The sequence below is a fragment of the Natronosalvus amylolyticus genome, from assembly GCF_024298845.1.
Taxonomy (GTDB): domain Archaea; phylum Halobacteriota; class Halobacteria; order Halobacteriales; family Natrialbaceae; genus Natronosalvus; species Natronosalvus amylolyticus.
Genome location: NZ_CP101156.1, coordinates 3,173,186 through 3,198,402 on the forward strand (window position 1 = coordinate 3,173,186; position 25,217 = coordinate 3,198,402).

Consider the following 25,217-nt stretch of genomic DNA (forward strand, 5'->3'; position numbering starts at 1 on the left):
CGGAGACGAACCGGTCCGACATCCGTCGGGCCACAGCGGTTTTGTCACTGGAGTGAGACCCCTCGCTCGAGCGATGAGACCCACCGACGACACCGGAACGTGGGGCTGTGGCTGCACCTCGAGTGGGTGCCCGGTCGACCACGACGCTGAAAGGCCTTCCCGTCGAGCGGTCGCGAACCGCGTGGGTGTCGATTCGGACGTGGCGAACACGGGTGCAGTGACCGAGACGGGTGGTGAGGCGACGATTCACGTTCGGTGTTATCCACAGGCCGGACCTGGGCCTGTGGGCCCGTTTGGCTGGGCACCCGTCCACCGACACGCCGCCGGGGCCGTTCGTGGAGCACTCGAGACACTGGCCGAAGAAACCGAATCCCGGACCGACCTCGAGGCGGTCAACTGGCGACTCGAAGCCGGGGGGCCGGTCGCGCTGGATATGTCCGAGCGAGAGGGAACGCTCGACGGTGTCACTTCGGCGTTCCACGACATACTCGAGGATCGAGAGGTGTTGACGGGGTCGTGTTGTCACCTGCTGTTGGCCTGGCAGCCGTTCAACCAGCAACTGGGGTACGGCGGTACGCCATCGTCACATCGGCGCGTGGGTGCGGGTGACGCCTTGACCGTCGCCAATATCGGTGCCACCGAAACGTGGGACAACCGGCTGGTGACGGCGAACATGGCGATCCACGAGGTCGTTCACACGTTTCTCTCACGAGACAGCGTCGAGTCGGTCGTCGACAGTCGCTGTGATCACGACCTCGGCAGCGTCCGGGAGGTCGAGCCGGGCGTGCGTGAGGTCTCGCCGATGGCGACGGCCTACGCGGGCGCTGGCACGGACGGCAACGACACCCAGTTCTCCGGAACTGGCTGTGGGGACCACGAAAACTTCTATCACCACGATGGCACCGATGACGTCGAACGGTGGCTTCACACGCACGACCTGAGCGAGGGGACCCTCGAGGCGGCCAGCCAGTATCTCGCCGTCGCACTGGGCAATACCGACCCATAGTCGGTGCGGCGTCGGTTGTCCGTGGCCACCAAATCGCGCCGTAGCCACCAAATCGCCCCATAGCCGCTATTGTACTCTTCGTCCTCTCTCGCTGAACTCGAGTGACCCAGCTATAGTAGCCAGTGAAAGTCATTGCACACCCTATCGCAAGCGGGCGTCGCGTTAGGTGTGTAAATCGTTTCACTGGCTACTATAGTGGCTTTCCAAACCTGAACGGATGGGTGAAACCGGTTGCTGCTGTTCGGTTTCACTCATCGGTCGACGTTTGGGAGGGAACTAGTGTTTCGTCAAGCCTGAAGCGATGCGTCGAACCGATTTCCATAATTCGAACCGACGTATCGATCAACGCTTGACGGAACACTAGTCTCGAGACGCATCGTTTTTTACCACTCCCCCGGAACGCCAATTCGTGCGAGCGTTTTCCGAAGCCTACCTTCGACGGACTCGAGCGGGGATGTGGGCAGATTCCCGCGACGCGCTGGCGGACCTCGAGTTAGCCAGCCGCGAGCACATTCTCGACGTGGGCTGTGGCTCCGGCGAACTCACTCGCGTTCTCGCCGAGGAGTCTTCTGGAACCGTGATCGGGTGTGACGCCGACCGTTCGTTGCTCGAGTACACGCGGGGGTCGATCGACGACGTACCCGGAGCGTCGTCGAAGCAATCGGTTCCGGTCGTTCAGGGCGACGCGACGCGTCTCCCATTCGCGAGCGACAGCGTGGACCTGGTTACCTGCCAGGCGCTGTTGATCAATCTGCCGGACCCGGTGACGGCCGTCGAGGAGTTCGCCAGGGTCTCGAGCGATCTCGTCGCCGCCATCGAACCCGATAACGGCGCAGTTACCATCGATTCGACCGTCCCACAGGAAGCCACGCTCGAGCACCGGGCCCGGAAAGCGTATCTCGATGGTGTCGAAACGGACGTCACGCTCGGTGTGGGTGCCCGCGACGTGTTCGAAACGGCGGGGCTCGATGTGGTTTCGACCCATCGGTACGACCACGATCGAACTATCAGCCCGCCGTACGACGAACACGCCCTGACCGTCGCCCGACGAAAGGCGACGGGAGCGGGGCTGGCAGACGACCGTGCGACGATGCTTCAGAGCGACCTTACGGGCGCCGAGTACGACGACCTGCGAAGCGAGTGGCGGGCGATGGGCCGTGACGTCATCGAAGCGATGCAGGACGGGCAGTACGAACGAACGGAGACGGTCCCATTTTACGTCACCGTTGGCCGGGTCCAGTCCTGACCTCGCTCCCTCGAGTGTGTGACTCGGGTTGCCATCGAGGGTGTGTTTCCACTGGGCCGGTTTCGTGGTGTGGCGAGTGCACGAATTATCTCGCCAGATAGTCCATTCTCGAAGACACGTCAGTGACGTGTTAGTGTTCGCCACGCCTATCCAGTGATACGTGAAACCGACACATGCGCCTCGAGAGTGGCTTTCAGGCCCACGCTACCTGTCCCCATGGTTCGTGTGTTCACACAAGACCTTTCACACTTCCGACCGTATTATTTCGTATGAACAAAGGACTTGTCGTCATCGAAGACACCGACCACCACCGATCGCTGCTCGAGACAGCCGGCGAACTCGCTGCCGGCGCGGGTGCCGAACTCGTCTTGCTCTCGATGAAATCCACCGAAGACGTCGCTGCCGACCGGGATGCCATCGCACAGGTCAACCCAGACCGCCTGGGTACCTACGGCACCGACACCGCCGAACAGCAGCTACGACACACCACCCACACGGTCGCTCGCGACGCACTTGCCGACACCGAAGTCGATTACCAGGTGGCCCCGAAAATCGTCGATTCGAAGACGGAAGCGACGGCGATTCTCGACAGCGCCGAGGAACACGGCTGTGACCACATCTTCATGGTCGGTCGCAAACGCTCGCCAACCGGGAAAGCCCTCTTCGGCGACCTCGCCCAGAGCGTCATGCTTGCGTTCGACGGTCAGGTTACCGTCGAACTCGAGTAATCGAACTTATAACGAATTTCGAGATATCGGGTCGTTTTTCGACGATTGCTCCTCGAGCCACAGCCGTGCACGGCGTGTCTCGTCGAGAATCGGTCTCAGGGTCTCGAGACAGGACGGTATCGACAGCCTCTTTCACGCTCCCCGTCCGAGTGCGTGTATGACCGAGTACTTCGAAGTCCACGAGCGCGATGGGGCCGCGCGACTGGGCGAACTTCGCCTCGAGACGCCGCGAACGACGCCCGCCCTCGTCGGCGACTTGCTCGAGGACGGTGGCTCTCGCTGGTCGGCCGACCGCGAGTTGCCGACCGGTGACGAATCGGCCCTGACGGTGCTCCCACACCGCGGGTTTCCCGGTGGCACCGCCGACCCCGTCCGAGAGAGCTTCGCCGTCGACTATCCGGACGTCGCGTTCCCCAGCGTTGCCGTCGTCTCGAGTGCGGGCCCGATCGATCACGGCACCGACGCGTACGTCGTCTCGGACGTCCAGTCTATCGTCGGCCACGGGGCTGCACTCGTCGAAGCAGTCGTTCGCCTGCGAGAGACGATTCCGTCCGATACCGCCCTCATTTTCTCCGGTGTCGCGACCCCACGTAACGTCGCCCTCCTCGCGTACGCCGGCGTCGACGCGTTCGATGCGACCCGTGCCACGATCAAAGGCACTCAGGGGAAGTACCTCACAACCGAGAGCGAGTACTTCCTCGAGGACCTCGAGGAACTCCCCTGTTCGTGCCCGGCATGCCAGGGCCCGCGAGGGGAGTTCACCCGCGCGGACTGTGCCGAGCACAATCGAAACGCCCTCGCCGCGGAACTGGCGGTCGTCCGACAGCGAATTCGGGACGGTCGACTCCGCGATTATATCGAAGGCCAGGCGCGTCACGACCAGTGGCTCACCGCCGCCATGCGCGAACTCGACTCCCAGTGGGGCTACCTCGAGGAACGAACGCCGATCCTTCGGGAGGGCGATCTGGACGCCGCAACCGAAGACACGCTTCGACGGGTGGAAATCCAGCGGTTTGCAGACCGGGTGACCAGCCGCTATCGCAACCGATTCGACGCCCCGCTGGTGCTCGTGCCCTGTTCGGCGCGAAAGCCCTACAGCGAATCCCAGAGTCACACCCAGTTCCACCGGGCCATCCAGTGGCGTGCTCACCTCGTCTCGATGACCTCGCCCATCGGCGTCGTGCCACAGGAACTCGAAACCACCTATCCCGCCCAGCACTACGATACCGTCGTGACCGGGCGGTGGTCGGCCGACGAGAAAGACTTCGTCGCCCGAATTCTCGAGCGCTATCTCGAACGAAACGAGTATCCATACGTCGTCGCGCACGTTCCCGACGAAGGCTACCGCGACATCGTCGAACGCGTCGAAGCCGAACTCGACCTGGACGTGACGTACACGGTCGACCGAGACGCACACCCAACCGACGACGGCTCCCTCGAGGCGCTCAACGAGGCACTAGCAGGGGAACCGGCCTATCAGAAACGCGAACGAGAGCACAACACCGTTCGCGCGATGGCCGATTACCTGCTCGGCGACGGGGCTGGTGACGAGCTGTTCGAGACGTTCCAGACGACCAGTCGCTACCCGCGATTGCAGGTCAGAGACAGCGACGAAACCCAGTTCGCGACGATGGTGCCCCAGTACGGCACGCTCTCGTTCACCCTCGAGGGGGCAAAACGCTGGGTCGAGAGCGACGCGCCCACGAAACGCGTCGAAATCGACGGCTTCGTTCCCCAGGGCAGCGTCCTCGCCCCGGGTGTCGTCGACGCCGACGCGGACATTCGCGTTGGCGACGAAGTCGTCGTCGAGGGTCCTCGAGCGTTCGGTATCGCTCGAGCCGAGATGTTCGGCCGGGAAATGGTCGAGAGCACGCGCGGCGTGGCGTGTGAGATTCGCCACGTCGAAGAACTGTAGCACAGGCTCCGTAACCGTTGGTTCTGGCTCGAGGTGTTTTCTTCCGTTTCTTGCTCGAGGGACTGTCGGTTCACTCGTACCGTCGGGTTGGGTAATTCATATTTACACGGCAACCGCAAGCGTCACGTCACACTCGCCCGCAGTCGGCTCCTACCGTACTGGTCTGGAACTCGGACCGTCTGAAACGCCCGAATACGGCTTTATCTCCGTTGGGAGCGTTCCTCTACGTATGGCAACAGTACCAACAGCACCGGTAGACGAATCGGTAACGAACGACGCTCTCGAGATGGGATGGCGAACACTCGCCGCCGCCGGGGCAATTGTCGCGACGCTTGGCGCTCTTGCGATCATCTTCCCACTCGCGACGGGGCTTTCGCTCACGCTCGTCTTCGGGTTTCTCCTCGTCATCGCGGGCGTTGCCCACGGTGGTCACGCCGTAGCCGCCCGGTCCTGGCGCGGAATGCTCTGGCAGACCGCACTCGCGGCCGTCTCGATTATCGCGGGCGTCCTCGTACTGGCGAACCCGGCGATTGGGCTGGCGAGTCTGACAGTCCTGCTGGTCGCGTACCTCCTCGTCGACGGTGTCGCCGAACTTGCCGTCGCGACGCGGATGGCGAGTGGCCGTGGCCGACAGTCGATTGCGGTGAGCGGTATCCTCTCTTTGGCGCTCGGTAGTCTGCTCTGGGCCGGATTCCCCGGGAGCGCCGCGTGGGCACTCGGCGTCGTCGTGGGTGTTAGTCTGCTTGCGACCGGCGTCTCGATGTTGCTGGTAGCCTCCGGCGGTCGCGCGGTACTGACCGAGTTCGACGACGCTGACCTCGAGATGCCGGGCGAAGAACAGCGCGCTGGCTGATCGCTGCAATCGTTTTTTCACTCACCAGAAAACACTTATCTGTCACTCAACACCTTCGAGCTATGAAACGACGAGGGGTGTTGGCCGGTTTCGGCTCTGCCTCGGTACTCGGGCTAACGGGCTGTCTCGGCGATCTCGAGGACGACGCTACCGGAGAGTCTTCGAATCAGACCGACGACGGTTCGGGCAGCGATGCTGGCTCAGAGGACGACGGCGACCACCCGGAAATCGTCGACGTATCCTACGAAACCGGGGTCGAGACCCAAAAGGGAATCAGTGACGACCCGGCCGTTAGCTTCGAAGAAACGGCCGTTCATGCCACCGGGCGGTACTCGACGGGGAGTGCTTGTTACGACGACCAGTTCCACACCCCGAGATACGACACCGAAAAAGACCAGTTGCAGATTTCCCTGACTCGAGAGCGAAACGACCGGGAAGAGTGCGAGGACCTCGAGGAGACGACCTCCTATCGCGTCATCGTCGAGTTCGATAACGGACTCCCCAGTAGTGTCCGTGTGAACGAAGACATGGGTGGCTTGACGGAAGTCGACCGCCCGTGAGTGACCGCCCTCGGGGGCGATTTGTCGCCATTCGTTTCACTGGCTACTATAGCCACCGACGTTTTACGTCCTCCGGCTAATCTTCCAGTATGCATACGGCTATCCAACTGTATACGATTCGCGAACTCGAGCGACCGCTTCCCGAACTTCTCGAGGCTGTCGCCGACACGCCACTCGAGGGCGTCGAGTTCGCCGGTCTCGATGGGACTGACCCGACCGATGTTGCTGCGACCCTCGAGGGAACCGGCCTCGAGGCCGTCGCCGCACACGCCCAGCGCGAGGAACTCGAGGCGGGCGCGGAGGAACTGACGCAATCGTACGCTACACTCGGCTGTGACCGAATCGTTCTGTCGTGGCTCGACCCCGAGGCGTTCGCCACCAGCGAAGCGGTCGAATCGACGGCCGACCTCCTGGCGGAACTGGGTGAGCGCGTCGCCGACGGCGGCGGCTCGTTCGCCTACCACAATCACGACCAGGAGTTCACCACCCTCGAGTCCGGCCGCGACGCGTTAGACGTCCTGTGGGAACGCCTCGAGGGCGAACCCGTCGACATCCAGCTCGATGCGGGCTGGGCTGTCGCGGCTGGCCGTGACCCGGTTGCCCTGCTCGAGCGCTACGGTGACCGAATCGACCTTCTGCACCTGAAAGACGTCGACGGAGACGAACCGTGTGGGTTGGGTGAGGGTGACCTTCCCCTCGAAGCCTGCGTGGACGCGGCTCGAGCGGCCGACGTCGAGTGGCTGATCTACGAGTACGACGACCCCGAGGATCCAGCCCGTGCGCTGGAGCGTGACTCGGCCGTAATGGCGTCGTTGCTCGAGTAGCTCTGAGCTGTTTTTGGCCGTGAATTCGCCGGACGCTACGACTATCCCTCGACTGTGTGGCACAGCCCACGCTACTACAATTTGATAGAGCATTATTTGGTTTATCTATATGGTGTTGGCCGGGATGTGCTCTCAGATAACCGCCATTTTCCGTTACCTTCGGTCCGGTTTATCAGGTGATTACCGGGACCGATCCCGGGATTTCGAGCGATCGGGGCTACTTCCCATTCTGGTAGGGCGATCTGATTTCGACGCTGCAGTTGTTGTCGATTTCTCGAGCGGTCGGGCCTGGCACACCGTCGCGATTTCGCTTCGACAGCGCGTGTCTCTCTTCGAGGATAAGATGGCCGCGTTCGCCGACAGAGTTGTTTGGGACTCTCGCAGATCGGATGTCGTCAGGTTCCATCCGGGGTCCAATCGTCTGAGTGCTCTATTCTCTCTGAAACGTCGGCTCCGGGATGAAATCGGACAACTGCCATCGGCCTCGGTCTTACCCACGGGTGCAGCTTCGAGAATCCACCGGACTCTACCGCTCAATGCGGGTGTGCTGGTCTTAGACCGGGGATTGCTGGCGATGGGTTGGGATTCATTGCTCGAGTGACCTGTGGTCGGCATGTCCTCGCGTCCGATAGATGCCGCCTGGGTGAGAACGCGTCTCTCACAGTCATACTGGGAGGTGGTTTTCGGGATGGTACTCCCGGGGGTGGCACCTCGAGATGCCTCTTTTCGAATGCACCCTGTGTGTCCCACGCGCGGTCATTCAAACCTTATCGATCAATCAACTCCATTGTTAATATCGGCTATCATTATCGTAGTATTGTGAAATGTCGACGGCAGCCTGTGTCTGGGGTCCTGCTGGATGAGGCCATTTTGCTGCTCGAGCCCCGAGTGACAACGAGAGGGGTGATATACTGGTACCTGCCGTTTGTGGGCGGTATACGCGCTCGAGGCACGCTGTAAGTCCTTCCCCGCCCAACAAGTGGTAAACTGTATGACGATATATCGAATTCAACACTCCGGTGCACAATCTCACCGGCCGACACGCTGGGTTTCTTTAGGCTGCCAGCCAACCGTCGAGTATGGAACCGATTTCACTGGGCGTGCCTGCGCCGGTCCTCGAGCGCCTCCCCGAGGACGGTGACGATGCAGCGGCCGACATGAAACAGGCGGTTGCCGGCTGGGAACGGCGACTCAACGAAGCAATCGAGGAAGCAGACGATACGGCCGAAGCCGCTGGCTACGTGCTCGACGCGATCGAACACTTCGAGGACCGCCTCGAGACCTACGATGCCTTCGTCCCAGAGCTACGAGCCTGGGGGCAGTCGCCGATTTACGCCATCTCCTGGCGCATCCTCTATGCCGACCTGATCGCCCAGCTCTACGAACACGAGGAACTGGCCGAGCGACTCGACCGCGAACGGAACGCGCGGTTGGTCGACGACGGGATTCGACTCAGCGATCGATAAGCCGGATTCGGCTGTTCGGTCGTGGTTTTTGGCCCTCGAGGTACTCGAGTGGGCCCGCTATCCGCTCGTCGACGGTGGCGTAGCGGGCCGAATATATGGTACGACAGCATGATGAGCACAAAGATTTTGACTGTCCAGTTGTTATACGTGGGCGTGCAATCGAGGGAAGAACGACCAGTCGAGGGGACCGAACTCGATCTGACGACGCGAGTTCGACGCCGGGTGCTTCCGACCCTTCATCGGATCAAAGAACCGCTCGGTGGCTTCGCTACCTGTACGCAACATCCGTCGGAGTACGTGGGTACGATCGATCGACGCCTTCGAGAGTTTCGTCCGGAACTCGAGGATATGTCGTTTTCCCCGGAGCCAGTCGCCTCACTGAAAGTCCACGAGGATGGTCGGTTTTCGGCGGGAAGCTGGGTCCGCAGGCAATCACCGCTCGCCGACTGGCAACTTCACGTCACGGTGTTTCAGGATGGGCGGGACGCTATCGAGGTGTTCGCCCATCGCGAATACTCCTGGCTGCGTCATCCGTACAAACACTATGTCGGCGACGGCTGGGACACGACGGGGGGCGTCGAGCGAATGCGATCGATTCTCTCCGATCACGGTGTCACGTTCACCGTCTGATAACCGGGGGCGCCTGCAGTGGTCGTATGGGTAACTGCAGCGATCTCGAGTGAACGCGTCTATCGACCGCTGTCGGTTCCCGAGTGAAGCCGGTCGATCGACACTAACCTATTCAGTGACTGCGCTTGAATCTCCCACTTATGACGCGAACGGAGTCCGTAGCCGCCTTTACCGACCTCTATCTCCCGACGGTCAACGGGGTGACGTACACGATTCAACTCTGGCGCGAACGCTGGCAACAGCGTCGGGGTTCGATGTCTATCGTCTACCCGAAAATGGAAGGCTACGAGCCAGAGCAGGGCGAGTATCCACTTCGCAGTGTCCGTGCTCCCCTGTATCCACAGTATCGTCTCGGCCTTCCATCGGTTCCGGACGGCCTCGAGACGCCGGACCTGGTCCACGTCCACACGCCGTTTTCGGTCGGGTTTGCCGGCATTCGATACGCTCGAAAGCACTCGATTCCGGTTGTCGCCTCCTATCACACCTTGCTCGACGACCGGGCGAGCCAGCACGTTTCGGGAAACGTACTGGATGGGGTCAAACGAACCTGTCGACTCTACGAACGGACGTTTTTCGAGCGCGTCGATCACGTGACTGCACCGACATCGTTTGCGCGCGACCATTTACTCGAGACGGTCGACGCCGACGTCGACGTCACGGTCGTTTCGAACGGTATCGACACGGACTTCTTCCGCCCGGTGGACCCGACGTCGTTCCGACGGCGACACGACCTTCCGAACGATCGGCCACTGCTTGGGTACACCGGTCGCCACGGCGAGGAAAAACGCCTCGAGGAAGCCATCGACGCCGTTGCCGGGACCGAAATGACGCTCGTCCTGGGTGGCGACGGCCCGGCAAAGGATCGCCTCGAGGAGCGAGCGGCCGAGCACGATGCCGACGTTCTGTTTCTGGGTTTTCTCGAGCGAGAGGAACTTCCGGCGTTCTATTCGGCACTCGACGTGTTCATCTTTCCGAGTCCCGTCGAAACGCAGGGGCTGGTGGCGCTCGAGGCGACGGCCTGTGGGACCCCCGTGGTGGCCGTCGACGCGGGTGCACTGACGGATTCGGTAATTCACGGCGAGACCGGCTATCGCTATCAGCAGGGCTCGATCGGTGACTGCCAGTGGGCGATCACGCGCTGTCTCGAGGAGGCCGATCGACTGGCCGATCTGTGTCGACGACGGCGGCCGATGCTCTCGGTCGAACACTCGATCGAGCAGTTAGCGGCGATTTACGATGGGCTGTAGCGTTTTATCGTGTTCGTGTAAAGACGACGACTTCGCTGTCCTCGAGCGTCAGCGGTCGCTCTGCGACGGCGTTTTCGTGTCCCGGCGAGGCGATCGTACACCGCCAGCCGCCGCGCGTCGTCTCCACGAGGTCGGTCGGCGTGACGGTCGCCGACTGTCCCTCCATGTTCGCGACGAACAGGACGTCTTCGCTCCCGTCCGGTGCCCGTCGCAAGCCGGCGTAGATGACCGAGCCGTCGACCGGGTGGCGATACTCGAATCGTTCGTCGCCGCGAAGGTCGTGACGAAGCCACGGCCGTTCGTGACGGAACTGGCGGAGTTCGAGGTCGAAGGCGGTCTGGTCGCCGTCGAGGTCATCTCGCCAGTTCGAGAGGGTACAGTAGTCGGCGACGTCGCGCATCCACGCGAGGGCGAACTCCTCGAGGTCGGCTGTCGTGGGTTCGCCGTCGAAAAACGGTGGATTCAGCGCGGAGAGAATCGTCGCCATGGTCTCGAGGTCGTAGTCGGTGACCTCGCTCGCCGACGCCAGGGCGTGGACGAACTCGTGAAGGTCGTCACGGTCGTCGATGCCCAGGGCTTTGAGCCGGGTGAAGTGTTCGGGATCGTCGTAGCGCTCGCTCGGGACGCGCCAATCGATAAAGTACGCCGCTTCGCCGACCACTTTGACGTTCCAGGTGTCGTCGGTATCTCGGATGAAGTCCCACGGGGCGCGTGTGGACGCGTTGAGGAAATCCATCGGCACGCCCGGCAGCAGACAGTAAAACAGGGCGTTCGAGGCGGGGTTGTTGTAGGCGTGTTCGATGGTCTCGTGAAGGGTGTCCCCGAGGGCCGGATTTTCCTGGGTCGCGTTCCACTCTTCGCCGACTTCGACCTGTGCACCGCGCCGGAGCGTGTCGTGGTTTGCGGCCCCGGAGATCCACTGCCCACCCATGTCGGCGAGTTCCCGCACGCGCCACCATTTGGTCGCCCAGAAGGTGAGGATGGCGGGCGTGTTGTGTGCGAACGTCACGGGTCCCCACTGGAAGGAGTGTGGGTGCTCCTCGATGAGCGTCCGGTAGGTCGAGGCGAGCTCCCAGTCTTCGTCGGGCCACGGTCGGCCGTCTTCGAAGATCATCCAGGGACGGTATTCCGTCCCTGCGATCTCCTGTGTGATGGCGTCCATCTCGGCGAGGAAGTCGTCGTCGTGCCACTCCGACTCGGTTTCGGGGTCCCAGTTCGTGAAGTCCTGGGCCCCGTCGACGCGGATGCCGTCTGCCCCCCAGTTCATCTTGCGTCGCTGTAACTCGAGCAAGATTGCGCGCACGGTTGGCTCGGTGTAATCCAGTTCCTGGCCGTACATACCCGGACCCTGGATATAATAGTCGTTGAGCAGTTCCAGTGCGCCCTCGTCGGCGTGGCCCAGCGCGATATCGAACACCACTTTCATCGGCTGGGGGAGGGTGTGAAGGGTGGCGATGAAGTCGACGAGTTCGTCGGGACGGCCCGTCTCGAGGATCGCGCTGTTGACCGCGCCGAAGCCGTAGACGACGATGTCGTATCCCCAGTTTCGCATCGAGGGCCGCCGGAGCGTTACCGTGTCGGTTCGAGCGGCCGCCTCGGGCCCGTCGGGCGCGGGCAATTCGTCGTCCCCGTCGAGTTCGAAGTGGGCCGGCTGGTGGTCGCTTTCCGTAATCGGGGCGATGGGCATCAACTGGACGCTGTCGTAGCCTGCGAGCGTTTGCTCGGTCGGCGTCAGGGTGTCATCCGCCTCGAGGGTTCGACCGAGGCTCTCGAACTGGCTCGTCAGGCCGGCGAGCGACCCGGCCGCAGAGGCCGTACCGGGATGTAACTCGAGGACGTTCGTCGCCGGATCGACCCGGGGCAGGCCGTCGTCGATGGTTGTTCCGACGGCCTCCTCGCACGTTCCGAGGGTCTCGAAGTACTCTCGGTCGTCGCGTTCGGCGTGTAACCGGTCGACGTCGTACAGTTCCGCCGGTGCGTATGCGCCGAAGGGAAGCGAGTACGCCAGTGGGTCACCGATCGTTTCCCAGCCGTTCTCGGTGGGGTACGTCAGGCGATAGAGCGTCCCGAGGCGGTCGCGGGTACCGGGCTGGGCGCCGGTCACGACCGCCCAGGTGTAGGCTCCCGCTCGTCGTGTCGAAACCAGTTCACGGCGGAACGTCGCCTCGGTTTCGTCGGCGGTCAGATCGACGGACTCGGTCGGGGTCAGCAACTCGAGATACACGTCTTCGGCTGCCACTCCGCGATCCAGGAGTTCGGGGGTCCAGAAGCCGAATTCGGCGTGGTCGCCGTGCCAGTGTGCGCCGAGTGCTGGGGCGAGTTCGGTTGCGGCGTCGAACGGGTCGTCGTGCGTTTCGAGCGTGTGGATGTAGGTTTCACAGCGTTCGTCGGTCGTTTCCTCGAGGAGCGTACAGGTCGAGTGTGGGGTATCCATGTGGTATGTAGTGGGGTTGTTTGGTGTGTCGTGATGGTTCGAACGGAGTCGGCTATCGGCGATCAATCAGGCCAGGGCCCCTCTCAGCTCTCACACTCGAGGACGACACAGCTGTCGACCCGGACGGTGCCTTCGCTGGTTCCGACGTCGTCGCCGGTCAGGCGGTCCGTCGACGCGACTGACTCGCCCGGGAGCGTGACCGTCTGCGCTCTCTCGTCGAAGTTGAGGACGACGACGGATCGCTCTCCGTCGAGGTCGCGAGCGTAGGCGACGAGACGGTCGGCGTCGATATCTGCGGTTACCTCGAGCGAGACGGGTTCGAAGGAGCCGTGATAGCCGAGTTCGGGCCGTTCGTGCCGGAGGTCGATGAGCGAGCGATAGTACTCGAGGAGGGCGTCCTCACCGCCCGCCCAGTCGATCGGCGCTCTGCGTTCCCGCTCGCCGACCTCCTGGCCGGCGTACAGCAGGGGAATGCCGGGAAGGGTGAAAATCGCCCCTGCGGCGGCCTCGAGGGCGGCTCGCCCGCACTCTTCGAGATACCGAGTTTCGTCGTGGTTCTCGATGTACTGCAAGAACGCGGCGTGTGGGGGAAAGCCGACCGAGGCGCGTTCGGCCACGGCGTTCGTGACGGCGTCGGCCGGAAGGTTGCCGTGGCCGACCTCTCGGAGGGCGAAATACAGGGTTGTGTCGAAGTGGACGTCGAAACAGCCCTCGTGAAAGTCGGCGATGTAGGGAATGGTTTCGTCGAGCAGGAGGAACGTCTCGTCGTGGGCTTTCACCCGGTCGTGAATCTCTTGCCAGAACGGGCGGGAGACGGCCCAGGCCATGTCACACCGAAAGCCATCGACGAGGGGTGCCCACTCGTCGACGACGTCGAGGAGGTGCCTGCGAACCTCGAGGTTCGCGTGGTTCAGATTGGCGATGTAGGGCCACTCGAAGTAGGTTGCCGGTTCGTTCGTCGCTTCGTCTTCCCACTCGTACCAGTCCCGGTAGGCCGGGTCGCCCTCGAGGGCACGTTTGTAATATTCGTGGTCCCGGGCTGAGTGGTTGAGCACTAGATCGAACAGGACGCGAATATCGTGGTCGTGACAGGCGTCGACGAACGCTTCGAACGCCGCCCGCGTGCCGAGGTCGTCGGCGATGGCGAAGAAATCCGTGATGTTGTAGCCGTGGGGGAAGCCGTCGTGTTGTAACACGGGCGTGAGCCAGATGCAGTCGACCCCCAGGGACTCGAGTTCCGGCAGTCGGTCGATAATGCCCTCGAACGTGGGGGTTTCGTCGTCGGTGAACGACCGGACGAAAACCTCGTAGAGCGTCATTTCTTTCCCCCACGCTGGCGGTTCGTATAGCCGGTCGACGACGGCTCCATCGTCGGTCGAGCGAATCGAAACGGCGTCGGCAACGCTGTGGGTCGACCCGACCGCGACGGCGTGGACCCGACTCCGCCCCCCGATGGCACCGAGCGGGACCGTTGCCCGGTGACCGTCGACGGCGATGTCTGCGTTCGTGAGCGGGTCGCGGTCGTCCGCGAGGAACTCGACCTCGAGGGCCTCGTCGGGAACCGACGCTTCCGGAGCGGCGTTCGCCGTTGCCTCGAGCACGAGTTCGCCGTCTTGCAGGTCGCCATCGAGGCGGACTCGTGGCCGGTTTTCCTCAGCATCCGCTTTCGAGTCTCCGTACGCTCCGGTGAACGCGTAGGGCGCGTCTCCCGGTTTGTCATCGGGTTGGCGCGTTTCGGGGAACACCCGTACCGTCACGTGATGTGTGCCGTCGGGTGCCTCGAGCGTGAGCGTGTAGGTTCCCGGCGCGTCAGGCGTAAAGTCCACGACGGATTCGCTCGAAAGTTCGGCGGTACTCTCCGGCGGTGCATCGCTGATCGTCCAGCGGTACCCTCTCGCTGGATCGGGGTCTCGTGGGGCGAAACTGGTGGTCGCCCCGACGGTGGTGAACTGTGGTGGTCCCGGATGGTGCCCAGTCATTTACAACAGGTGTTGTATCCAATTTACTTTAATGTATAGGACCGTGTCTGGGTATGTTTCGTCAAACGTACCACTCGGACAACATCTCTGGCAAAATATTTACAATGGGTGTTGTAATTGAATGGCATAACGACTCGGTACCCGGCGAGTACGGTGTTCCGGGTGGCCGAACGGGAGACCAATGGTCATGCACACATCCATCAACGAGTACAAGACGGAACTGGCAAACGAAGACCCCCATCCGGGCGAGCGACGGTCGACGAACGGCCTGTTTACCGGGGATGCCGGTCGACTGGTCTACGTCGACCGAAACGGTCCGATCAGGGACTACTCGAGTTCGATGCTCGATAAAAACGGCATCGAGCGCTCTCGTCTCGGTATCAAATCCGCCGAAGGCGTCCACTGGTTCGACGAACTGGAGACAACCCGGCAGGCCTATCACGGGGAGACGACGCTGGTCGTCACTGAACACCGTGGTCCGTCGTTTTCGGTTCACCAGTACGACTACACGCTCGAGGGAGCCCACCTCACCCACGTCGAGTTCCGCGGTGACGTTCCCGAACGAGCGTCGTTGATCGCTGCGATGACGTTCGCCCCGGATCGACAGGATCGAAGCACGGGTCAGCTGAAACACGGCGATGTCGTCGAGGTGTTTCACGACGCCGAACACGATTACGTGACGGCCTCGACGGGCCTCGAGCGTGTCGTCGGTCAGTCTCGGGAGGACTTCGCAGCGTTGCTCTCGGACGAACCGATGGCCTATCCTTCGGAAGACGATTCGAACGAGGCACTCTCTGACACCGTGGTCGTCACGGCTCCGCTCGACGACGAGGGAGACCTCTCACACACGACGCTCGTCTCGCTGATCGCCGACCACGAGGAAACGTCGCGGTCGGACGCCCTTGCACACGTCAGAGGGTTTGCCGATCACTACCCGACAGACACGCAGCTTCGAATCCACGCGACGTCGAACCGCGAGTTCGACGTCCCGTCTGTACCCCATCGTGACGTGATACGTCGGGATTTGCAGACGCTCTCGCTGTTGACTGGGCCGACGGGTGCCCGAATCAAAGGCCCTGAGTACGACCCCTATCACATGTACTCGGGTGGCTACGGCTACACCTGGTTTCGCGACGACGCGACGATCGCGACCAACCTGCTCGCTCTGGAGAACACGCTGGATATCGACCTCGGCGACGCCCACCAACGGAGTGCCGCGTTTTACGAGCGGACGCAGCTTCCCGACGGTACCTGGCCCCAGCGCGTGTGGGCGTACAACGGCTCGCTCGCTCCCGGCTGGGCCAACGACCGTATCACTGGCTCGGGGGCCGAATTCCAGGCCGATGCAACCGCAAGCGTCCTCGCATTTCTCGCGCGGTACCTTCGACTCGGCTCGCCCGAACCCGGACAGGACGTCACTCTCGAGACAACGCTCGAACGCGCATTCGACGCCCTCGTCGACCTCCTCGGTGACGACGGCCTGCCCGTGACCTGTCAGAGCCTCTGGGAGGACGAGGTTGGCCGCTTCACCCAGACGGCTGCAACCTTCCTCGAGGCGTTCGCGGCCGTTGCTCGCGCACCGGTCGAGACGGAGCTGGCCGAGCGCGCCGAAGAGCAGGCGACCGCCCTGTACGAAGCCATCGACAGCCGGTGGCTCGAGGCGGGGTATTACGCGCGAGCGGCGGGTGACGATCGACACGACGTCGGGACGCTCGCACTCGTGAGCGCTCATCGAGCGTACGCCGCGGCGGTCGACCCGGTTGACGAGCAGCGCCTCGTACGACTGGTCGAACACGTCGACGTGACGGTCGAGGGACTCACACGCGACCCCGACGGGAGCGCCGTCACCGGGCTCGCCAGATACGAAGGCGACCACTGGCGGCGCGGCGAGCAGGAAAGCGAGAAGGTGTGGCCGCTGGCGTCGACCTGGGTGGCGAACGCGAGTGCCGAACTCGGCGTCCTGTTAGCCGACGCGGACCACGAAGGTGCGGATGCGGCGTTCGCACGGGCGAGAACGCATCTCGAGAGCGTCCTTCCTGATGGCCCACTCACGGCCGCGGGCGGCTTCGTTCCCGAACAGTGTTTCGACGACGGCACGCCCGACAGTGCGACGCCGCTCGGGTGGGCCCACGGACTCCGGCTCTCGACGATTGCGACGTTGACCGCGGCCGACGCGCTCGAGACGGACGCGCCGTCGGCCTCGATATCGGGACCAGGTGCACACGCGACCTGGACGACGGGAGAAACCTACGGTATCGGGACGGCGTGTGACCACGGCTCGGCCGACCCGTCGCGGGTCTGGTTCACTTTGACCGAGGGAGCGATGAGCGAACCCCGATTCCCGCGGGTCGACCTGATGAACCTGCGGACCGTCGACTTCCTCGTCGTGGATGCGGACGCGGATTCGACGTATACGGCTCGCACACACAACGAATATCGGACCGACGACGCGGTCGATACGATTCAGCGACGGACCGAGATGGTCGGTACGGAAGGACCCGTGTACAGACAGCGTATTACCGAAACCGGTGGAGACCACGAGTGGGAACTCGTTGTGGAGTACGTCGCCGATCCGGAAGCCGAATCGATCGTGCTCGACGTTGGATTCACCGCTCGAGACGGCAATCGGTACGACGTGTACGTCGTTGGCGACGCGGCGTTGTCGGGCTACATGGACGGCACCGCCGCCAGCGTCCAGTCCGTCGAGGACGGGTACGCGCTCGTCGGTAGCGACCGCGGGACAGCCGATGATCCGGCCGTCGTCGACGAGAGCGGTGACTCCTATCAGGTCGCGGCTGCACTTGCCTCCAGACGGGGATTCGACTGGGCGACCGTCGAACAGGCCGGTTCGGAGCCTCTGGAGAATCTGTTTACCGACGGGGCGGCGACCGAAGGGAACGCGTCGATCGATTCGGGACACGCGGTCCTCGTCGGCCGACTCGGCAACGGGGTCGGCTCGCTCGCCGACGTCGTCGCGCTCGGATTCGCCGAGGCGGGCGATACCGACCGGGCTCTCGAACAGTCGAGTGACTCACTCGAGTCGAGCTACGTCGACGTTCGTGAGCGCTACCTCGAGGGCTGGCAAGCCTACCTCGACCGCTTCGAGGCCCCACGTTCGGTGGCCGACAACCCGGCGCTACGCGACCAGTACCGAGCGGCGCTGATGGTGTTAAAAGCCGTCGAGGACAAGACCTTCGCCGGCGCAGGTATCGCCAGTCCCTGCGTTCCCTGGGGAGAGGCTGTCGATGCCACCGAACCGCAGGATTTCGGCTACAACTTCGCCTGGGCACGGGACCTCTATCAGGTGTTCAGCGCGCTACGCGCCGTCGGCGACGTCGAGAGCGCTATCGACTCACTGGAGTACATTTACAACTACCAACAGCGCGTCAACGGCTTCCTGCCACAGAACACGTACCTCGACGGTCGAACCCGTTGGGGCGGCGAACAGCTCGACAACATTGCCTTCCCGTCGGTGATGGCGTACCAACTCGCCGACCACCACGGCGTCGAGTTCGACGAGGTCTCTTACGACTACGGCAACGTCCACGGCTCCGTCGAGTACCTCCTTCGATCCGGTCCACACAGCGGCCAGGAGCGCTGGGAGGAGGAAGCGGGCTTTTCTCCGTCGACGATCGCGGCCGAAATCGCCGGCCTGGCCTGCGCTGCGCCGCTGGCCGATGAGGCGGGCGAACGAGCCCACGCGCTCACCTACCTCGCTCACGCTGATGTGTGGCGACTCGGCGTCGACGACTGGTGTGCGACGACGACCGGGACGGCACGGCACGACCGAACGCCGTACTACGTCCGCGTCACTCGCGACGGCAACCCCGACAGCGGCACCTACCGCGAACTGGCGAACAACGGGCCGACACTCGACGAGCGCGACATCATCGACGCCGGCTTCCTCGAACTCGTCAGACTGGGGATTCGGTCCCCGGACGAGACCGTTATTCGGAACTCGCTTGCGGTCGTCGACGAGGAGATTCGCGTCGAGACTCCACAGGGACCCGCCTGGTACCGCTACAACGGTGACGGTTACGGCGAACTGGGCGAAACCGAACCCGAGGAGGGTGGCCCGTGGCAGGTCGATGCTAACGGTAGCGGTCGACTGTGGCCGATTTTCACCGGTGAGCGAGCCGAGTACGAACTGCTGACCGCCGATGGCGAGTCGCCCCAGCATCTCCTCGAGACGATGCAGCGATTCGCCAACGACGGGCGGATGATTCCCGAACAGGTCTGGGACCGCGGCTATCCGACGGACTACGGCTGGGCGTTCGGCGAGGGAACGGGCGCTGCAACCCCGCTGGCCTGGAGTATGGCCCAGTACATCCGACTCGCTCACGGCATCGACGCCGGTGAGCCGGTGGAAACGCCGTCGTTCATCCGCGAGCGCTACCGTGACGGGGCTCCAGCGGGGCCGTCTCTCGAAATAATCGATGTCAGGCGCTCGAGCGAGGGATCGAGTCGAGCAGTGAATGGGGACGACGTATCCGGGCTCGAGGCAAGCGAGAGTGACGGCCGGGGAAGCGAGGACCAGCGGGATGATGAGTCCCAGTCGGTTACCATCGCTGGTGAAACCGACGGTGACGAGGTGGTCGTCTGGACGCCTGACGGGTACGCCGCCACCGCAGTCGAAACTGGCGCGTTCGAGGTGACGGTCTCGCTCGAGGACGGCTCGACGGAGGCGCGCGTCGTAGCCGCGACCGAGGCCGAGACGTTGGCCGAAGTCGGGACGGCACTGGAATCGATCGATCTCGAGGCGTGGTAAGAACCGTGTTCGAACGCTCGAGTGGGGTCTTCTGTCATCCCACGATGCTTCCGGGTCCCCACGGAATCGGTTCCTTTGGTGAGCCGACTCGAGGGTTCCTCGACCGGTTGGCCGACGCCGACCAGTCCTACTGGCAGATCTGTCCGCTGGGGCCGACCGCAGCCATTCACGGCAACTCGCCGTATCAATCGTCGTCGACTTTTGCCATCGAACCGCTGTTGATCGACCTCGAGGACCTCGTCTCACGCGACCTCCTCTCCGAACCGGCGACCGAACCGGACCCCGTGTACGACGCCGACCTCTCGGCAGAGACGGTCCACTACGAGGCCGTCAGGGAGTTCAAAACCCACCGATTCCGACAGGCGTTCGACCGATTCGAAGACGGTGATTTCGATGCGCTCGAGCAGGCTTTCAGCGCGTTTCGTCGTCGGGCCCACTGGCTCGAGGACTACACGCTCTTTCGTGCACTCAGCGACGTCTACGACGACCGTTCGTGGCTCGAGTGGCCGGAGCCGATTCGACTGCGCGAGCCGTCGGCCCTCGAGCGCTGGCGCGAAGATCTCGCCCGGGAACGGCGGTACTGTGCTTTCCTACAGTTTCTCGCGTACGAACAGTGGATGGACGTTCGGGAGTATGCCGCCGACCGTGGCATCGAGATACTGGGTGACATGCCAATTTACGTCGCGCTCGACAGCGCCGACGTCTGGGCGAACCCGGCTTGTTTCGAACTGGGCGACGACGGACGACCCGAACGGGTAGCTGGCGTGCCGCCGGGTCCTGGCGACGACGGCCAGAAGTGGGGGAACCCCCTCTACGACTGGAGCCACCTCGAGTCGACCGGATTCGACTGGTGGGTCGACCGGGTTTCCTGGCTCACCGAGCTCGTCGACGTCGTGCGACTCGACCACTTCCGGGCGTTCGAGAGCCACTGGTCGATTCCAGTCGAGAAACCGGCCCACGAGGGCGAGTGGCGGCCGACACCCGGCTCGGCGCTGTTCGACACGATTCGCGAGGCGGTCGGCCGGGTCCCGTTCGTCGCCGAAGACCTCGGCTTCGTTACCGACGAGGTGCAGACGCTCCGTCGCTCCATCGACGCGCCCGGCATGAAGGTGTTACAGTACGCAGACTGGTGTGTCGACGGTCACCTGTACCAACCCCACACGTTCGAGCGCGATACCGTAGCCTATCCGTCGACCCACGACACGAACACCGTTCGGGGCTGGTACGACGGACTCGGTGCCGATCAACGCGATTGCCTGCACTACTATCTCGGCACCGACGGGTCGGCTATTCACTGGGAGTTGCTCGAGGCGGCCTGGGAAAGCGACTCGGTCCTCGCTATCGCCCCGATACAGGACCTCTACGGATTCGGGAGCGGGGCGCGGTTCAACACACCGGGCACGGCTGCGGGCAACTGGAACTGGCGGTGTACGCCCGAGCAACTCGAGGCGTTCCCGACCGAACGTCTCCGTGAATTGACGGCTCGAACCGGTCGCGACCACTGACCGGGAAGCGGCGACAACGAACGCTACCACTCCTCGAGGCCCGCACCAGTGATCCGATAACCTGTTAGGAAACTTTCTCGAACCCCGTGAGTACATATAGCTTGCCTCGAGAGAGTCATCCGACATGGAATACACGGTTTCGCGGGAGGGAACCACGCTCGTGACGCTCCACGAGGGGACGGATACGACCGCCTGTTCGGCGGCCGAAAAGAAACTCTCGGAGCAGTTGGCCGGGCTCGAGTCGCCGGTTTCTGTCGTGGAGTGGTCGGTCCTCGAGACGGAGGTGTACGAACACCCGGCGGCGCCGTTCGACCCCTATACGGTGGTCGCGACGTTCCGAATGACGGTCGCTGTCGACGCCGGCACGGAGAGCGAGGCGATCGACCGGGGGGTTGTGGTGATCGACCAGGTGCTCGAGGACGGCCCGCTCGAGTCGATCACCTACACCGATGAGGCCGCTGTAAGTACTGTTTGAGGGAAGTTATCCCGAAACCGACCGCAGACCTTTATGCTATCGGGGGCCGACCACAGCGTATGGAACTCGAGTGTCGCTTTTTCGCCACCTATCGGGAAGCTGTCGGGCAGAAAGAATTGATGCGGACCATCGACGAGGGGACGACCGTTGGCGACGTGCTGACTGCTCTCGAAGCCGAGTACGAGGGTCTCGAGGGGCAACTGCTGGAGGACGGGGCTATTCGGCCACAGCTAAGCGTCCTGAAAAACGGTCGTGACGTAACACACATGGCCGGCGTCGAGACGGCACTCGAGGACGGTGACCGATTGTCGGTGTTTCCGCCGGTGGCTGGCGGGTGCGGCCACCGTTGTCGTTCCCCGCAAACGCGGATTTAAGCCTCCGTCGACCCTACGACGGGTATGGCACGTGTCGAGCGCTCGTTTCGCGGCATCTCCGAACGGCTGACCGTCCGGTATCTCGAGCGACTCGGCGGCGAGCTGATCGAGGAGGGTGTCGTCGAGGGTGCGGAGTGGTCGGCATGCTTTTCGTCCGAAACGGTCGGGATCGGGCCGTCGCTGACGCTGACGGAGGTTACCATCGTTTTCGAGGGCGAGGACTCGACGCTCGAGGACCTGGTGCCGGCGTTCGCGAAGAAGGCGATGCGAGCGGGTGGGTAAGCCGTGAGCGAAGATCCCATCGATGGGCAGGTACTGTTGTTGACGGGTGCGAAAGCGAGCATTACGCCCACCCAACTCCCGCCGTTGATCGAGCGCGTTCAGGAAGCGCTCGCTACGGAACTCGAAGCGCTTGCGACGCAATACGAATGCATCTACGAAACCGATGGCCGAGCGGTCTTTCTGGTCGAAGCGGGCTACTGGGAGGATCTCGGCGCGGAGCTTGCCCTCGAACGTCGGGAGTGGAACGCCGTTCGACGGGCCCACACCGAGCAGTTCACCCGTTTCGGTCGACGCTGTGATCGACTCGCCGAGTTCGAAGCCGCACTCGAGATCCGTGATCCTGTCATCGTCGCTCGCCCGTACGAGTGACCGGTGCTGAAAGTGAAGGTTGCCAGGGGTGTTGAAAGTGAAGGCAGGTTGCCGAGAAACGTTTTTACTCGTCTCCGAGAGAGTTTTAGACCATGACTGACGACCGGCAAAAGAGCTCCCGACCGCGCCACTCAATTGCGGGGCCTGATAGCGCCGCTGGAGCGGCTGACGAACCGCTCCGTCTGGCCTGTCTCTACCTCGAGACCCACGCACCAGCACAGCGGGCGGCGACGAACTGGGCGGCGGCGAGCGACCTGTACTCGGTGTCGAAGGTTCCTCTCGCTGCTATCCGTGACGGCAGCGTTGATCTCGCCGAGTTCGACGTCTGCTGGTGGCATCGAAGTGAACCGCTGACGATCAGTGACCGGGTGTATCGTTGCCGTACTGCGATACGGAAATTCATCGAGGGGGGCAAAGGCTTGCTGTTGACCGGGCGGGCGCTTTCGGTCGTTCCTGCGTGGGGTATCGACGCCGTCGCACCGGATGAGGCGGGCCACGAACTGGCCGACGAACCGGTCGGGTACCTGCGAAAAGCGCTCTATCGGGACCACCCGATATTTTCGGGCCTCGACTCGCTTCGGGTCCGAACGGCTGCCGGCGGGCCACCGTTTTCGTACGCCCGCTATGCGTCCGTCCTCCCCGAGAGCGGCGACGTTCTGGGGTGTACGGTTCGTGGCGACCACGACGAACCGAAGGCGGCGTCGCTCCTCTCCTGGCAGGTCGGGGACGGCGTCGTGATCGGCGCGGGTACAGCGCTCGAGTGCATCCGTCCGGACTCCGTCGTCGACGGGGTCGCTCCCGAAAGCAGTCACTGCCTCGAGAACGCCACGCGACTGCTCGAGAACGCTCTCGGATTCTGTGGCGACCGCAACCGGTGGACTGGTGCGGTTTCGGTTCCCGAGGGACGACCGTTCTCCAGCGAAGAATTGCGCCGAATGCGCGGCGCGCTCGCGGACGACCCACACCGCCCGAGCTATCACCTCTCGCCGCCGGCGAACTGGCTCAACGACCCGAACGGAATGTTCGAGTGGAACGGCCAGTATCACGCCTTCTATCAGTACAACCCGGGCGGTCCGTACCACCACGCGATTCATTGGGGTCACGCCGTCAGCGACGATCTGGTTCACTGGTGGGACGAACCCGTTGCGTTGACGCCGTCCCCGAACGGTCCCGATCGCGATGGCTGCTGGTCGGGGTGTGCCGTCGACGACGACGGAACGCCGCGACTGGTGTACACCGGCGGGAACGGACGCGACCAACTCCCCTGTCTCGCGACTGCCGAAAGCGACGCCCTCACCGCGTGGGACAAACACGACGCGAACCCGGTGATAGAACGCGTACCCGACGAGCCGCCGATTCTCGAGACCGACCACTGGGCCGCCGAGTTCCGCGACCACTGCGTCTGGTTCGAAAACGGACAGTGGTACCACCTCATCGGCACCGGCGTCCAGGACGTTGGCGGAGCCGTCCTCTGTTACGTCGGCACCGACCTCGAGGAGTGGACCTATCTGGGGCCGATGCTCATCGGCGACTGGGACGGTGCGGGTGAGGTCTGGGAGTGCCCCGAACTCCTCGATCTCGGGGACAAACGCCTGTTGCACGTCTCGAACTACGACGACGTCGTCTACTTCCTCGGTGAGTTCGACCTCGAGACGGGCGCGTTCTACCCCGAGAGCGAGGGGTTGCTCGATTACGGCGACTACTACGCCCCGCAGTCGATGACCTGTTCGGACGGGCGAACCCTCACCTGGGGGTGGCTCCCCGAAGCGCGCAACGGCGAGGCCCAGTGGGACGCCGGCTGGTCCGGGACGCTTTCACTTCCGCGAGAAATTACGCTCGGCGACGACGACGAGATTCGACAGCGCCCCGCGGCCGAACTCGAGGCCCTCCGAACGGAACGTCTCGTCGCCGAAAGCTACGACCTCGAGGCGTCCGACCGGACACCGATCGCGGTCCACACGGCGACCCTCGCCGCCGACGGCGCTGGGTCGGACGACGCGATCACGGAGGCGAGCGACGACAGGCCGTCGCAGGCGACGGCTGACAGCGCGACGCGAGCGATGGGCGGCCCCACGCGGCTCGAGGGCCGCTCCCTCGAGTTCACCCTCGAGGTCGATTTTACCGATTCGACGGCAGACGCGGTCGAAATCGGTGTCCTCGAGACCGAAGACAGGCGAGAACGAACCGGGGTTCGAATCGAACGCGAGGCTGTGGTCGTCGACCGAAGGGACACGAGTCTGGAACCGCGAACGGCCGACGAAAGCCAGCGCATGCCGCTCGAACTCGAGGACGGTTCCTGTTCGGTACACGGCTTTCTCGACGGGTCGGTCCTCGAGTTATTCGCCAACGAGCGCCGCTGTCTGACGAGTCGCGTCTACCCGACGCGGGAGGACGCGACGGGCGTCTCGCTGGCCGCCCACGGCGTCGATGACGGTCCGAGTGTCTCGGTAGATCTCGAGTGCTGGTCGCTGGAGTCTGCCTGGAACTTCGAGTAGGGTAGTTTCTCCTCCGGATTCTCACTCGAGGGCGTACAGGTTCGAATTGCCACAACTCGCC

19 protein-coding genes are annotated in these 25,217 nt (G+C 63.3%); 17 read left to right on the forward strand and 2 right to left on the reverse strand.

Annotated features, from left to right (window positions below; translation table 11 throughout):
• Positions 1–73: 73 nt before the first annotated feature.
• The 10 genes from NLK60_RS14845 (at position 74) to NLK60_RS14890 (ending at position 10,475) form a co-directional block, all read left to right on the forward strand.
• On the forward strand, positions 74–1,006 hold the full coding sequence (locus tag NLK60_RS14845; RefSeq protein WP_254808549.1) for a hypothetical protein: 933 nt from the start codon (positions 74–76) through the stop codon (positions 1,004–1,006).
• A 409-nt stretch (positions 1,007–1,415) separates the two neighbouring features.
• Entirely contained in the window at positions 1,416–2,252 is an 837-nt protein-coding gene (locus NLK60_RS14850) for a class I SAM-dependent methyltransferase (protein WP_254808550.1), read from the forward strand.
• Between the two features lie 269 nt (positions 2,253–2,521).
• Positions 2,522–2,980 carry a universal stress protein gene (locus tag NLK60_RS14855; RefSeq protein WP_254808551.1) on the forward strand — a complete coding sequence of 153 codons (459 nt, stop codon included), beginning with the start codon at positions 2,522–2,524 and terminating at the stop codon, positions 2,978–2,980.
• 157 nt (positions 2,981–3,137) lie between these two features.
• Positions 3,138–4,895 (forward strand): archaeosine synthase subunit alpha, encoded by a 1,758-nt coding sequence (gene arcS / locus NLK60_RS14860; RefSeq protein ID WP_254808552.1) that lies wholly within the window; start codon positions 3,138–3,140, stop codon positions 4,893–4,895.
• Between the two features lie 229 nt (positions 4,896–5,124).
• A complete protein-coding gene (locus NLK60_RS14865; RefSeq protein WP_254808553.1) occupies positions 5,125–5,748 on the forward strand; it encodes an HdeD family acid-resistance protein in 624 nt (207 codons plus the stop codon).
• A 62-nt stretch (positions 5,749–5,810) separates the two neighbouring features.
• Positions 5,811–6,308 carry a hypothetical protein gene (locus NLK60_RS14870; RefSeq protein ID WP_254808554.1) on the forward strand — a complete coding sequence of 166 codons (498 nt, stop codon included), beginning with the start codon at positions 5,811–5,813 and terminating at the stop codon, positions 6,306–6,308.
• Positions 6,309–6,397: 89 nt separating this feature from the next.
• Positions 6,398–7,132: a sugar phosphate isomerase/epimerase family protein gene (locus NLK60_RS14875; protein ID WP_254808555.1), complete on the forward strand. Its 735-nt coding sequence runs from the start codon at positions 6,398–6,400 to the stop codon at positions 7,130–7,132.
• A 1,079-nt stretch (positions 7,133–8,211) separates the two neighbouring features.
• The gene (locus NLK60_RS14880; protein WP_254808556.1) at positions 8,212–8,598 is read left to right on the forward strand and encodes a DUF7971 family protein; all 387 of its coding nucleotides are present in this window, start codon (positions 8,212–8,214) and stop codon (positions 8,596–8,598) included.
• A gap of 153 nt (positions 8,599–8,751) precedes the next feature.
• Complete coding sequence (locus tag NLK60_RS14885) at positions 8,752–9,228, forward strand: hypothetical protein (protein ID WP_254808557.1); 477 nt, start codon at positions 8,752–8,754, stop codon at positions 9,226–9,228.
• 140 nt (positions 9,229–9,368) lie between these two features.
• On the forward strand, positions 9,369–10,475 hold the full coding sequence (locus NLK60_RS14890) for a glycosyltransferase (RefSeq protein ID WP_254808558.1): 1,107 nt from the start codon (positions 9,369–9,371) through the stop codon (positions 10,473–10,475).
• Between the two features lie 4 nt (positions 10,476–10,479).
• On the opposite strand, the gene gghA is transcribed toward NLK60_RS14890, so the two are convergent.
• The gene (gene gghA / locus NLK60_RS14895; protein WP_254808559.1) at positions 10,480–12,909 is read right to left on the reverse strand and encodes a glucosylglycerol hydrolase; all 2,430 of its coding nucleotides are present in this window, start codon (positions 12,907–12,909) and stop codon (positions 10,480–10,482) included.
• Between the two features lie 83 nt (positions 12,910–12,992).
• Positions 12,993–14,888 (reverse strand): alpha-amylase family glycosyl hydrolase, encoded by a 1,896-nt coding sequence (locus NLK60_RS14900; RefSeq protein WP_254808560.1) that lies wholly within the window; start codon positions 14,886–14,888, stop codon positions 12,993–12,995.
• Between the two features lie 187 nt (positions 14,889–15,075).
• Between NLK60_RS14900 and NLK60_RS14905 the strand changes: the two genes are divergently transcribed.
• From NLK60_RS14905 to NLK60_RS14935, 7 genes are all read left to right on the forward strand, one after another.
• Entirely contained in the window at positions 15,076–19,656 is a 4,581-nt protein-coding gene (locus tag NLK60_RS14905) for a DUF7997 domain-containing protein (protein WP_254808561.1), read from the forward strand.
• Between the two features lie 5 nt (positions 19,657–19,661).
• The gene (gene malQ, locus NLK60_RS14910) at positions 19,662–21,161 is read left to right on the forward strand and encodes a 4-alpha-glucanotransferase (protein ID WP_254808562.1); all 1,500 of its coding nucleotides are present in this window, start codon (positions 19,662–19,664) and stop codon (positions 21,159–21,161) included.
• A 124-nt stretch (positions 21,162–21,285) separates the two neighbouring features.
• The gene (locus NLK60_RS14915; RefSeq protein ID WP_254808563.1) at positions 21,286–21,636 is read left to right on the forward strand and encodes a hypothetical protein; all 351 of its coding nucleotides are present in this window, start codon (positions 21,286–21,288) and stop codon (positions 21,634–21,636) included.
• 59 nt (positions 21,637–21,695) lie between these two features.
• Positions 21,696–22,010, forward strand: a complete 315-nt coding sequence (locus NLK60_RS14920; protein ID WP_254808564.1) for a ubiquitin-like small modifier protein 1 — start codon at positions 21,696–21,698, stop codon at positions 22,008–22,010.
• Between the two features lie 24 nt (positions 22,011–22,034).
• Positions 22,035–22,292 carry a MoaD-like domain-containing protein gene (locus NLK60_RS14925; RefSeq protein ID WP_254808565.1) on the forward strand — a complete coding sequence of 86 codons (258 nt, stop codon included), beginning with the start codon at positions 22,035–22,037 and terminating at the stop codon, positions 22,290–22,292.
• Positions 22,293–22,295: 3 nt separating this feature from the next.
• Positions 22,296–22,661 (forward strand): DUF8048 family protein, encoded by a 366-nt coding sequence (locus NLK60_RS14930; protein ID WP_254808566.1) that lies wholly within the window; start codon positions 22,296–22,298, stop codon positions 22,659–22,661.
• 92 nt (positions 22,662–22,753) lie between these two features.
• Positions 22,754–25,156: a GH32 C-terminal domain-containing protein gene (locus NLK60_RS14935; protein ID WP_254808567.1), complete on the forward strand. Its 2,403-nt coding sequence runs from the start codon at positions 22,754–22,756 to the stop codon at positions 25,154–25,156.
• Positions 25,157–25,217 lie beyond the last annotated feature (61 nt).